Source organism: Hypnocyclicus thermotrophus, assembly GCF_004365575.1.
GTDB classification, from domain to species: domain Bacteria; phylum Fusobacteriota; class Fusobacteriia; order Fusobacteriales; family Fusobacteriaceae; genus Hypnocyclicus; species Hypnocyclicus thermotrophus.
The window spans coordinates 46,262-59,536 of the sequence record NZ_SOBG01000004.1; the positions used below are offsets into that span (position 1 = coordinate 46,262).

Sequence of the window (13,275 nt, forward strand, 5' to 3'; positions counted from 1 at the left end):
TCAAATTTAAAGAAAAATGTATTATAATATAATATATCAAAATATTTATAATATATAATTTTAATTTTAACATTTTGAAGTTTTTTATCATCATTTAACATATAAATGGAGACCTCTATGAAAAAAATATTTTTTATTTTTTTATTAATATATAATATAATTTTTAGTTATGGAAATATTCAAGATTTTGAAAAACTTAATTTTAAATCTGGTTTAATTTCTAATAATGTAAATTCTATAACTAGTGATTCAAATTCTATTATTTGGTTTGCAACTGATAATGGTTTATCTAGCTATGATGGCTATAACTTTAAAAATTTTCAAGTGAATATTTTCGAAAAAAATTCAATTCCTATTAATGATATCACTAGTATTGTAAATTATAATGAATTTATGATTATGCTCCATAAAAAAACTCTTGTATTTTACAATATAGTTAAAAATATTTTTTTTTCTATCCCTCTTAGTCCTAAACAAAGAGAAGAATTTAATTCAAAAAAAATACTAATAAAAAATAATAATATTTATGTTGCAACTAATAAGGGGTTAAAAATATTACTTGATTTTACAAAAAATAATTTTGTTTTTTCAAAATTTAATGATTTATCTATTAATGATTTTATTTTTTATAATGATGAAACTTTATTATTAGCTACCAATAAAGGATTATATAATTTTAATACTTCTAACTATTCATTAAAGAAAATTAAAAATTTTAGTAATATTGAAAATATTTATTCTATAAAAAATAATATTGTTTTTTATACTAATAATAAGCTATATTATACTGACATTAATGGTAATATAAAAAATAAAATATACTTAGAAGATACTTTTAATAAAATATATATTGATTCTAATAATGTTACTTGGCTTGCTGGTAATAAAAAACTCTATTATGTAAAAAATAATCATCTTTATTTCTTTTCAAATAAAATAATTAAAGATATTTATGAAACCCAAAATAATATTCTTTGGTTTTCTGTTAAAAATGAAGGGATTTATTATAAAAATATTTCAAATGATAATTTTGATATTAATCAAAATTATCAAAATGTTAATAAAGTTTATTTAAAACAAAATAATCTTTTTATAGCTACTAATAATGGCTTATTTATAAACGATGAAGAAATAATATTTGATAAAATTATTGATTTTAAAGTTACTCATAATAAAATTATTGCATATAATAAAAATAAAATATATTTTATTGATCCAAATACTTTTTTAGTTACTCAAACAGAAATATTAAATGAAGAAATATTCTCTTTAGAAATTTATAAAAATACTCTTTTTTTATCTACTGAAAATAATTTATACCAAATAAATTTAATTACTAACGAATTTAAACCTTTAGATAAATATTTTCCTATTGATTCTATATTTACAGGAAAAAGAGTCTATTTAAACTTAAATATATCAAATCATTCTTTATTTATGATAGTTAAAAATGTCGGATTTGTTGAGTATGATATTTTAAAAAATAAATTTAAAATACACAATAAGTTAAAAGTTGGTAATAAAACTTATTTTATTAAAGATATTACTTCATATAATATAAAAAATAATTGTATATACTTCACTTCATTAAGTGCAGGTTTATTAAAATTAAATTTAAGTGATGATAAGTTATTTTTGATTTCTAAAAAAATTATTGGTGAAAAAATAAATGATATTTTATTTCTTAATAATAATATATGGCTTATTAATAATACAAATTTATTAAAATATAGTCTCTTTAATGATGAGCTTTTTACTTTTACATCTGAAGATGGATTATTAAATACTAGGTATAATCATTTATTTTATTATAAAAATACTTTATTCTTGTCTGGGGAAAATGGCTATATAAAATTTAATCCTATCAATATAATAATCAAAAATAATAAATCAAAAATAATTTTTAGAGAATTAAATTTATTAAATAGTAATCAAACTATTGACATAACTTATACTAAAGATATTACTATAACTAAAGCTAATAATAATTTTGAAATTTGTTTTGCTTTACTTGAGTATAAACAAAACAAAAATTATAATTATATGATAAAGTTAGAAGGTTATGATAAATCATGGAAATCTTTAGGTAATTATAATAAAGTAAAATATACTAACCTTCCTGCTGGTAAATATAAATTAAATATTACTTATATTGATAATAATGGTATTTTATCTAAAAATAGTTCATTTATTAATTTAACTATAAAATATCCATTTTATTATAATAAATACTTTATTTTATTTATAATTTTACTTACAATATTTATAATAATATATTTTATTAATTATTTTATTAAAATTAGAGAATTAAAAATTGAAAACAAATTATCTAATTTATCATTACTTCTCAGTACTTCCCTTGATTTAGATACTGTTATACACGATTTTTTAAAAAAATTATGTGAAACATTTAAGATGAATGAAAGTACTTTAATGTTAAATCTTGATGATAAATGTACTAAATTTGTATATAAATATTCTATTGATAAACTTTATAACACTTTATCTGATGAAAAAGTTATTCTTGATATTTTTGATAAAAATTTATCTCTTGAGAAATTAACAAATGGAGATAAAATATTTTATAAATCTTATATAGAATATAAAGGACTTCATATAGATTTTTTTATACCTGATAAATTTCGTGGTGCTTTAATTGTTCCATATAAAAATAAAAATGGGCAAAAAATATTAAAAAAACTTGAAAAAATACTAAAGCAAGCAATTATTAGTATAAACAATGCTACTTTATATAGAAATATATCTAAATTTGCAAACTATGATACTTTAACTAATATTTATAATAGAAGATATTTTATTGATATATTGTCTCATATATTAGAACAAACTAAACGTTATTCTCATAAACTAGCAATTGTTTTAATTGATATAGATTATTTTAAAAAAATAAACGATACTTATGGTCACGATATTGGTGATAAAGTTTTAGTAGAATTTTCAAAAGAAATACAAAATAATATAAGGAAATCTGACATATTTGCTAGATATGGCGGAGAAGAATTTATTTTAGCTCTTCCCGAAACAAATTTTAAAGAAGCTTTTAACTTAGCAGAGCGTCTAAAAAATAAAATCGAACAATTAAAAATAGAAGTTAATTCTACTACTAAAATATCATTTACTGCTAGTTTTGGGTTAGCAATGTATGTTAATGAAGAAAAGTTAGATGATATAATTAAAAAAGCTGATGTTGCATTATACAAAGCTAAAAATAGTGGACGAAATAATGTAAAATCATACAATGAAATATGTAATTTATTTTGACGAGGTGAACAATGATACATTCTTTAGAAAACTTAATAGACCAGTTTAATAAACTTCCTGGGATAGGTAAAAAAACTGCTACTCGACTTGCTTTTGCAATACTTGATATGGAGATAAAAGAAGTTGAAATTTTTTCAAATTCACTTATTTTAGCTAAAAAAAATATAAAAAAATGTAGTACTTGCGGTAATTTTAGTGAAGATGATATATGTGATATTTGTCAAAATCAAAAAAGAGATCATAGTATTATATGTGTCGTAGAAGATAGTAAAGATATTATTGCTATGGAAAGAGCTAAAAATTATAATGGCGTATATCATGTATTACATGGTAAAATTTCTCCTCTAAATGGTATAAATATTGATAATTTAAATATAAAAAAATTGATTGAAAGAGTTGCTAAAAATGACATTAAAGAAGTTATTTTAGCACTAAATCCAGACCTTGAAGGTGAAACTACTGCTATGTATATAAATAAATTACTTAAAAATTTTGATATAACCATATCTAAAATAGCTAGTGGTATTCCTATGGGAGGAAATATTGAATATTCCGATATTGCTACACTTTCAAAAGCTTTAGAAGGACGAATCAAAATTTAAATAAAAAGGGTGATAAAATTGAAAATAATGACAACTATTGAAAAAGTTATTTATTTAAGAAAAAAATATAAAATTAGCCAAGAAGAATTAGTACGTGGTAAAGTTGCTAGAAGTTATTTAGCTATGGTTGAAACTGGTACAAAACCTTTAGGTAAAAATTTATTAAATATTATAGTTGAAAATTTTAATCTAATTTTTGAAGAAAGAGGTATTGATAAAAGAATTACAAAAGAAGAATTATTAAAAACAAAAGAAGAACAAATTACTGAATTTTGTAATAAGTATTTAGAATTACTAAATAACGATTTAACTGAAAAAGAGTTTGAAAACTACAGAAAAGATATTGAAGAGGTATTTTTTAATGAATATTCACCTCGAAATAAAACTAGGATGTTTAAAAAAATAGCAGAAATTTTTTATAATAATTTTGAATATAATTTAGCTAAAAATTATTATTTAAGAACTATAAATGACACTATTCAAACTAAAGATTATGATAGTCTTTCAGAAATCCTTAGTAATTTAACTAGAATTTATAATATTATTGAAGAATATTCTGAATTTTTAGATTTGCAAGTTTTACTTACTAATCATATAAATTATTTAAATTTTGATGAAAAACTAAAAGTTTTATTTAATTTCATTTTATTGTATATGAAAACAGAAAACTATGAAAAAGCTTTAGAGTTTATCTTAACACTAAAAAAAGATATATATGCTCCTGAAGATGAATTTGAATTAGAAATTTTAAGAGCTGAATGTTTAATAAATCTTAATAAAAAGAAAGAGGCTAATTCTATTTATAGAGGTTTATTAATTAAATTTAGTAATACAAACCAAAAACTTATATGTAATAGTAAATTAGCTCTTCTTGCCATTGATTCTGGTGATAATATCAAATTAAAATATTATCTAAGAAAGGCTAAAATTTTATTAAAAACAATAGAAGAAGAAAACACTTTGACTGATCCTCATGTATTAGATTCTATTATGAATTTTGCAGAAATTTATAGAGTTGTTAATAGTGCAAAAGACGCAATAAGTCACTATGAATTTGTATTAAAACTATGTAACGAATCATTAAGTAATGAATCTATTGCTATAAAAGCTAAAGTTATTAAATCTTTACTTTCATTATATGGTGGACAAGATTTTAAAAAGGTTAAAGAGTTAGAAAAAATTTATTTTGACTCTCTAATCCATTATGCAAACCACGCTGTATTAAATGCTGATTTTATAGATTTTTATTATAGAAATAATCATTTTTACGAAGTGGAAAGATTTTTAAAAATCTTTAAATAAAAAAATCCAAATAGATATTTTCTATTTGGATTTTTTTATTTCTAACAATATAACTTCTGGCGAATTCATATTTCTATATTTCATAAACCCATTTCCTATTCCACTTGAAATTATAAACTCTTTTTCTCTTTCTTTAAAATAACCATATATTTTTTTATAAATAATTTTATATAATATATTTATTGGGAATATTTGTCCTGCATGTGTATGCCCAGCTAAATATAAATCTATATTATAATTTAGTATTTCTTTTCTTGTTAGTGGACTATGCTCTATACAAATATTATATTTATCTTTTTTTAAATAAAATTCTTTTAATTGTTTTCTCCCAAGATGTCTTTCTTTTCTTCCTAAAATACTTAATTCATCATATTCAAAACTATCATCTGCTAATATCTCTACATCTATTAACTTACAAAATTCTATATATTTTTCTAATTCATCATAAACATCATGATTTCCTATTACTGTATATACTTTTTTAGATATCTCTTTAATTGTTTCTTTTAATAAAAAAATTATATTTTTATCAATAAGTTTATAATCATAATCTAATATATCGCCTCCAATTAAAATAAAATCAAAATCTATTTCTTTTATTTTTTTTATAATTCTTTTTATTTTATTTTTATTTGTTAGCTCACTTAAATGTAAATCGGAAAAAAATAGTATTTTATATTCTTTTTTTATTTTTTTACTAAATACTCTATATTTTTTTAATTTAATTATTTTATTATTAATGTACGAAAATAAACTATAAATTATAAAAAATATTAAATAATACTTTAAATTCATCTTAAATATAATAACTATTGGTAGTGTCCATACAAAATAAATAAATATAAATGTATAATGTCCTGCTATAGTAAGTAATATTTTTCTTAATTCTCTATTATGAGTTTTATCTATTATATTTCCTATTATAAAAAATGGCGATAATATCAGAAATATTTCCTTAAATTTAATATTTAGATAATTTAATTCAAAATAAATAAAAAATACAAGTATATAATACAAAGTAAATTCTACCATTTTTCTAATAATCCAAGTTTTTCTTATATTTTTATTATCCAATTTTATTTTCTCCTAAAAAATCTTTAATTATTTTCTCTTTTATTTCTTTTGGATATATTAAATAACTTGGAATATACTTTTTATCAATCATCGTTACAATATATTTACCTTTAAAATAGTTATTAAATTCTTTTGCATTACCACTTCCATACTCTCCATCAATATACTCACATAAATAATATTTTTCCTTAGTTTCACCAAATTTATATTTATACATCTTCTTAATTACTCTTACATCTATACCTAATTCTTCTTTTACTTCTCTTATTACTGCTTGTTTTCCTTTTTCTTTTTTCTTTATTCCACCACCAGGAAATACATAATATTCATTTTCATTTTTTATTCTTTTTATAAGGCATAATTTATCATCTATAAATATTATAGCTCTTGCTGTTTTTCTTTTCATTTTTCACCTCTTTAAAAATTATAAAATTAATTCTAAATATTTATTATTAGGTATTTTATTATTTAGTTTCCATCTAATATACATAGGTTTATTACCATTACTATTATAGTACTCTGCTTTTCCTAAATAAACAAATTTTTTTATTATTCCATTAATCTTTTCATATTTTCTAATAAATATATGTACATTGTATCCTAATTTTTTATGGTTTACAAAAATATTTCCGATTTTTGAGTCATGTGATGTTTTATTTTGACTTATCCATTGTATAATATCTTGATTTTGAAAATAATTATCATATTTTAAATGTACAGGAATGTCTTGTGATTTATTTATAGTAATAAATAAACAAATTTCTTTATTACTTATAGCATAACCTGCTCTCCAACTTCCTCTAGGTACATTTGATAAAAATAGATACTGTAACTCTAATCTACTATATTCTTTATATAATATAAGATCTTTATTATCAAAATATTTTTGATAATATACAACTAAAAATTCTAAAAATTTTATGAAATAATCTCTAATATTATTATCTATTATATACACATTTTTTAATCTATAAAAATTATGAAATGGCTCTATAATATCATCCTCTAAAAGCTCTTCAATCGCTCTTTCTATATATTCTATTTTATTTTTTTTAAATTGTTTTGAGATATCATTTTCTAATTTTTTTATACTCAATTCTTTTTTATTTAGTAATTCTTTTACTATATATACTACTTGTGGATACTTTATAGGCACTCTTTTTTCAAAATAATTAAACAAATAAAACAATTCTTTATTATTTAATATTTTTCTTTCGACTTCAGATATATCACCTATTATTTTTTTAAATTTTAAATAACTTTTATATTTTGTAATAATATCTTCTAATTTTAATTGCTGATAAAATAAAAAATCTATAAATTCTATTTCTCTTAATTCATCAGTATTTTTAATAATATTTTTCATTTCAAAATAAAGTGTTTTTATAATTTCATCTTTTATTTTTAATTTTTCTATTTTTTCTAAAATATTTTGCCTTGCAATTTTATCTAATTCAATATAAAAATTTTCTGTATAATCAAGATAATTTCTTTTCAAATCTTTTATTATATTTGTATCATTTCCAACTAAATTTTTTTCTATTGCATAAGGTAATATATAATTTTTTCTATAATTTCCAATAAAATCTAAAATAGTAACAAAATGTTTATCTTTCGACTTCCTTAAACCTCTTCCTAATTGTTGTATAAAAATAGTCATAGATTCTGTTGGACGCAAAAATAAAAGTGTATTTATTTCTGGTATATCAATCCCTTCATTAAATATATCTACACAAAATATTATCTCTATTTCACCATTTTTCAATTTTTTTATTATATTTTTTCTTTCTTTTATACTATTATCTGCTATTAAATATTCTGTTTTATATCCTTTTTTATTAAACTCTATACTCATATATTTTACATGTTCTTTATTTACACAAAATCCTAATGCTTTTAATTTATCACCATCAAAAGAATATAATTTTAATTTTTCAACAATAAAATCTACTCTTTTATTTATATTTAAATGTTTTACTAAATCTATTTCATCATACATATTATTTTTATTTTTTATTTTTTCATAATTTATACTATTATCTGTTATTCCAAAATAATGAAAAGGTACAAGTAATTCTTTTTCAAGTGCCTCTTTTAATCTTATCTCTCCAACAAGATTATAATCACATATTTCTAATACATCTTTCCCATCCATTCTTTCTGGAGTTGCTGTGAGACCTAACAAAAATTTTGGTTTAAAATATTTAATTATTTTTTTATATGAATTACTACTCGCATGATGAAATTCATCTATTATTATATAATCAAATTCTTCTTTTTTATATTTTTTTAAATTTATTTCTTTTGATAGTGTTTGTACTGTAGCAAATAAATATTCATTCTCAAACTCTTTATAATTCATTGTTAATTTTCCATAATTTTTATTTTTTATTATTTTTTTAAAACTATCTATCCCGTTATCTAAAAGCTCTTCTCTATGTGCCAAAAAAAGTAGTTTTTTAGGATTAAAATTCTTTACATCAAATGCAGATAAATAAGTTTTTCCTGTTCCTGTAGCTGCTATAACTACTGCTTTTTTATTCCCTTTTTTTCTTGTTTCTTTTAAATTTTTTAAAATATTTGTTTGCATAATATTTGGTTTTATTTTATTTTCTTCTATTTTTTCTTTTATACTAAAACTATTTATTTTATACTTATTTTTATAAAATTCTTCATATTTTTTTATTATGTTATTATTTAACAAATACACTTTATCACTATTCCATATTCTATAAAATTCTTCTATTGCATCATTATAAATATCTAAATATGGTGCATCATAAAGCTTTACATTCCATTCATTTGAAGTAAAAAAAGCTATTTGAGATATATTTGCTGATCCTATTATTACACTATTCATATTTTTCTTTCTATTAAAAATATATGCTTTTGTATGAAAACTTTCTAAATTTGCATCATAAAGTTTTACTTCTATATTTTTAAATTCTAATAATTTTTTTAATGCCTTTGGTTCAGTAATATTTAAATATGTTGATGTAATAATTTTACCTTTTATCCCTAATACCTCTAATTCTTTTAATTCACTAATTAATAATTGAAGTCCAGACATTTTTATAAAACTAACTATAAAATAAAATTCATTACATGTTTTTAATTGATTTTTTAATTCTTTTAATAAATTATTATTTTTTGTTTTTTTATTTATAATAAGAGAATTATTTTTTATTTCAAAATCATTCGTCACATCAATATTTGTATTATTGTCCGTATACATAATTTTGTTTAATGGGAATTCAATTTTTTCATTTAAATATTTACTATATTTTTTTATCACTTCTTCATAACTATTATTTTCATTTTCTAGATATATCTTTCCTATTATGTCCTCTAATATTTTTTCTTTGTACTCTTCTATCTTATAATATTTCTTATTTTTTATATTTTTATAATCTTTATCTCTAATTTTTAATTCTTCATAAATATTTTTCATAAAATCACCATTTTTTTATTTTTGTATATATACACATATTATTATTTTTTATTTTAGGAAATCCCATATAAAAAAAGAGGAATTTATTTATATTCCTCTATAAAATTATAAATTTTCTTTAATAAAATCTAATAATTCTTGTTTTCCAGTATTGTTTAATGATGAATAAAATAATACATCATTATTATCAAATACTAATTTCTTTTTTATTTCTTTTAATTGTTTAAATTTTTCATTATTAGACAATTTATCAACTTTTGTAAATATTATTTTATAATCTACTTCATTATGTTCTAGCCATCTAAGCATTTCTAAGTCTTCTCCTGAAGGAACTCTTCTTATATCTAATAAAACAAATACTAATTTTTTTCTATCTGATTGTAAATAATCACCTATAATTTTTCCCCAATTATCTTTTACAGCTTTTGGTACTTTTGCAAATCCATATCCAGGTAAATCTACAAAATAAAATTTTTTATTAATTAAAAAATAATTTATTAACTGTGTTCTTCCCGGTGTTTTGCTTGTTTTAGCTAATTTTTTTCTATTTGTTACACTATTTATTAATGATGACTTTCCTACATTTGATTTCCCTACAAATGCAAACTCTGTATATTCTAACTGTTCTGGATAGCCATTTTTTTCTACAGCCGATATAACAAAGTCAGCGTGCTTAATCTCCATTTTTACTCTCCTATTTTTCTATTTTTTATTCTTCTGTATAATTTTCCATAATTTCTACAATTTCACCAATATACATTATATGATAATCATTTTCATAAAATTCTTCTATTTTTTTGTCTATAAATGATTCTGGAGTTAAATGTTGTCTATATATTTTTTTACAATATATTACCATATTTGCTTGTTCAAAATACACTTTTCCATCTTCTATTGCTGGTATAAGAGATGTTTCTTTTATTTTATCTAATTCTCTTCCACTTACTTTTCCTAAGTAATCCAACTCTTTTTTATACTCTTTATCAAAAAATGACAATGTGAAATATTCGCTCGCATCTATAAACTCTCTTGTATATCTTTGAGGTCTAACAAATATATAAACCACTTCTTTATTCCATAAAACTCCCATACCGCCCCATGATGCAGTCATAGTATTAATTTTATCTTCTTTTTGTGCACTAATTAACATCCAATCTTTTCCAATTTTTTCAAATACATTAAATTTTTTCATTTCATCCCCCTTTTAACCTAAATAGGGCGACTACTGCCACCCTTATTTATTGTCAAAAATTATTTTTTCTACTTCATCATAATGTTTTACAAAATGAATTGTTATATCTTTTTTTATTTCTTTAGGTAATTCTTCTGTATCTGGCTCATTATCAATAGGAAGTATTACATCTGTTACTCCTATTCTATGAGCTCCTATGATTTTTTCTTTTATTCCACCCACTGGTAATATATCACCTGTAATAGTTACTTCTCCTGTCATAGCTACATCTTGTCTTACAGGTCTATTTGATAGTGCTGAAATAATTGCAGTAGTTATAGTAATACCTGCTGATGGTCCATCTTTGGGTACTGCACCTTCTGGAAAATGTAAATGTAAATCATATTTTTCATAAAATTTTTCTTCTATTTTATAATCTTGTCGTTTTGCTCTTACATATGAATATGCTACTTGAGCAGACTCTTTCATTACGTCTCCAAGTTTACCCGTTAAAGTTAATTTACCTTTACCTTCCATTTTTATAGCTTGTACTTCAAGTGCTGTTCCACCTACAGCAGTCCATGCAAGTCCATTTACTATCCCTATTCTAGATTCTTTTGATTTTTGTTTATCTGGTCTAAATTTAGCTTTATCTAAATATTTTTCTATATTATTTACACTAATAATTAGACTTTTCTTATCTTTATCTATTACTTCTTTTGCTACTCTTCTAAATACTTTATTTATCTCTCTTTTTAGATTTCTAACTCCCGCCTCTTTTGTATATTCATTTATAATTTTTTTAAGAGCTTCATCAGAAATTTTAACATTTATATCTTTTAATCCATTTTCCTCTTTTGAAGCTGGGATTAAATATTTTTTAGCAATATGTTTTTTTTCAAATTCTGTATATGAACTAAGATTAATAATCTCCATTCTATCCCTAAGAGGCATAGGAATTCTTCCTAAATCATTTGCTGTTGCTATAAAAAATACTTCTGATAAATCAAATGGCGTATCTACATAATGATCTTCAAAATGAATATTTTGAGCTGGATCTAGTACTTCTAACATTGCAGAAGCTGGATCTCCTCTAAAATCTGTAGCCATTTTATCTATTTCATCTAAAAGCATTAATGGATTTTTACTCCCCGCTTCTTTTATTCCTTTTATTATTCTACCAGGCATTGCTCCTATATATGTTCTTCTATGTCCTCTAATTTCAGCTTCATCTCTTACTCCACCAAGTGATATTCTTACAAATTCTCTATTTAACGCTCTTGCAATTGAGTTTGCTAATGAAGTTTTTCCTACTCCTGGAGGCCCTACAAGACAAAGAATAGAACCTTTCATATTTGGATTTAATTTTTTAACTGCTAAAAATTCTAATATTCTTTCTTTTACAGTCTTCAATCCATAATGATCTTCTTCTAATATTTTAAAAGCTTTTTGTATATCTAATATCTCTTTTGTTTTTTTATTCCACGGCAAATCTAAAAGAGTTTCTATATAGCTTCTTATCACCGAAGCTTCAGAGGAAAATGATGGCATTTTAGCAAATCTATCTAATTCTTTATTTAATTTTTCTTTTACTATTTTAGGTAATTTTGCATTTTTTACTTTTTTCCTAAATTCACTTACTTCATCACTTTCATTTGCAGTTTCCCCAAGTTCTTCTTTAAGAGCACTTATTTTTTCTTTTAAATAATAATTTCTTTGTACTTCATTCATTTTTTCTTTTACTTTATTATCAATTTGTTTTTCAATTCCTACTATTTGAACTTCTTGATTAATTCTTTCAAGTAAAGTATATGCTCTTTCTTCTATATTAACTACTTCTAATAAAGTTTGTTTTTTGTCATTTGAAATTTGTAAATTAGATGTTATTAAATCTAATATTTTATCAAGATTTTTTAATCCTTGTAAATTTATTATTAAATCTGGTAATATTTTACCTGTAAGTTTAGCATATTTTTCAAAATTTTCAATTACTTTTCTTTTTAATGCTTCTTGCTCTTCTTCACTTATTTTTTCTGAATACAATTCCTCATATTCTGCAAAATAAGCCCCCTCTTCAATTACTACATTATTTATTTTAACTCTATTTTTTGCTTCAACTAATACTTTTATATTTCCATTTGGCATTTTTAATGTTTGTAATACATTTACAAGAACTCCTATATCATATATATCATTAGGTAATTTTGGATTTTCTTTTTTTGCATCTTTTTGCATACAAAGTATTAAAGTGTTATCATCAATAAGCGCTTTTTCAAGTGTTGCTACACTTTTATCTCTTCCTACAAAAACAGGTGTTATTATTCCAGGGAAAACTATCAAATCTCTTGTTGGTATAAATGCTGCTTTCTTCATTTTATCACTTCCCTTTCTCT

At 21.3% G+C, this 13,275-nt stretch carries 9 protein-coding genes; 3 read left to right on the plus strand and 6 right to left on the minus strand.

Annotation, left to right across the window (positions count from 1 at the left end; genetic code table 11):
• Positions 1–117: 117 nt before the first annotated feature.
• Genes EV215_RS05005 through EV215_RS05015 form a run of 3 tightly spaced genes read left to right on the plus strand, consistent with a single transcriptional unit; the run spans position 118 to position 5,186 of the window.
• Positions 118–3,282, plus strand: coding sequence for a ligand-binding sensor domain-containing diguanylate cyclase (locus EV215_RS05005; protein WP_166667355.1), 3,165 nt, complete (start codon positions 118–120; stop codon positions 3,280–3,282).
• An 11-nt stretch (positions 3,283–3,293) separates the two neighbouring features.
• Positions 3,294–3,884 (plus strand): recombination mediator RecR, encoded by a 591-nt coding sequence (recR, locus tag EV215_RS05010; protein ID WP_134112907.1) that lies wholly within the window; start codon positions 3,294–3,296, stop codon positions 3,882–3,884.
• Positions 3,885–3,902: 18 nt separating this feature from the next.
• Complete coding sequence (locus EV215_RS05015) at positions 3,903–5,186, plus strand: helix-turn-helix domain-containing protein (RefSeq protein WP_134112908.1); 1,284 nt, start codon at positions 3,903–3,905, stop codon at positions 5,184–5,186.
• Positions 5,187–5,207: 21 nt separating this feature from the next.
• Here EV215_RS05015 and EV215_RS05020 read toward each other — a convergent pair whose 3' ends face one another.
• The 6 genes from EV215_RS05020 to lon form a co-directional block, all read right to left on the minus strand.
• Entirely contained in the window at positions 5,208–6,260 is a 1,053-nt protein-coding gene (locus EV215_RS05020) for a metallophosphoesterase (RefSeq protein ID WP_134112909.1), read from the minus strand.
• A complete protein-coding gene (locus EV215_RS05025; RefSeq protein ID WP_134112910.1) occupies positions 6,253–6,666 on the minus strand; it encodes an NUDIX domain-containing protein in 414 nt (137 codons plus the stop codon). Before EV215_RS05025 ends, EV215_RS05020 begins: the two co-directional genes overlap by 8 nt.
• A gap of 18 nt (positions 6,667–6,684) precedes the next feature.
• Positions 6,685–9,711, minus strand: a complete 3,027-nt coding sequence (locus EV215_RS05030) for a DUF3427 domain-containing protein (protein WP_134112911.1) — start codon at positions 9,709–9,711, stop codon at positions 6,685–6,687.
• Between the two features lie 105 nt (positions 9,712–9,816).
• Positions 9,817–10,395 carry a ribosome biogenesis GTP-binding protein YihA/YsxC gene (gene yihA, locus EV215_RS05035; protein ID WP_134112912.1) on the minus strand — a complete coding sequence of 193 codons (579 nt, stop codon included), beginning with the start codon at positions 10,393–10,395 and terminating at the stop codon, positions 9,817–9,819.
• 25 nt (positions 10,396–10,420) lie between these two features.
• Positions 10,421–10,903: a flavin reductase gene (locus EV215_RS05040; protein ID WP_134112913.1), complete on the minus strand. Its 483-nt coding sequence runs from the start codon at positions 10,901–10,903 to the stop codon at positions 10,421–10,423.
• A gap of 42 nt (positions 10,904–10,945) precedes the next feature.
• Positions 10,946–13,255, minus strand: coding sequence for an endopeptidase La (lon, locus tag EV215_RS05045; RefSeq protein WP_134112914.1), 2,310 nt, complete (start codon positions 13,253–13,255; stop codon positions 10,946–10,948).
• Between the last annotated feature and the right edge of the window lie 20 nt (positions 13,256–13,275).

What these genes read in the sequence shown, in the direction of transcription:
- EV215_RS05005 (WP_166667355.1), top strand. Translation starts at nt 118, where the DNA reads ATGAAAAAAATATTTTTTATTTTTTTATTAATATATAATATAATTTTT.
- recR (WP_134112907.1), top strand. Translation starts at nt 3,294, where the DNA reads ATGATACATTCTTTAGAAAACTTAATAGACCAGTTTAATAAACTTCCT.
- EV215_RS05025 (WP_134112910.1), bottom strand. Translation starts at nt 6,666, where the DNA reads ATGAAAAGAAAAACAGCAAGAGCTATAATATTTATAGATGATAAATTA.
- EV215_RS05030 (WP_134112911.1), bottom strand. Translation starts at nt 9,711, where the DNA reads ATGAAAAATATTTATGAAGAATTAAAAATTAGAGATAAAGATTATAAA.
- yihA (WP_134112912.1), bottom strand. Translation starts at nt 10,395, where the DNA reads ATGGAGATTAAGCACGCTGACTTTGTTATATCGGCTGTAGAAAAAAAT.
- EV215_RS05040 (WP_134112913.1), bottom strand. Translation starts at nt 10,903, where the DNA reads ATGAAAAAATTTAATGTATTTGAAAAAATTGGAAAAGATTGGATGTTA.
- lon (WP_134112914.1), bottom strand. Translation starts at nt 13,255, where the DNA reads ATGAAGAAAGCAGCATTTATACCAACAAGAGATTTGATAGTTTTCCCT.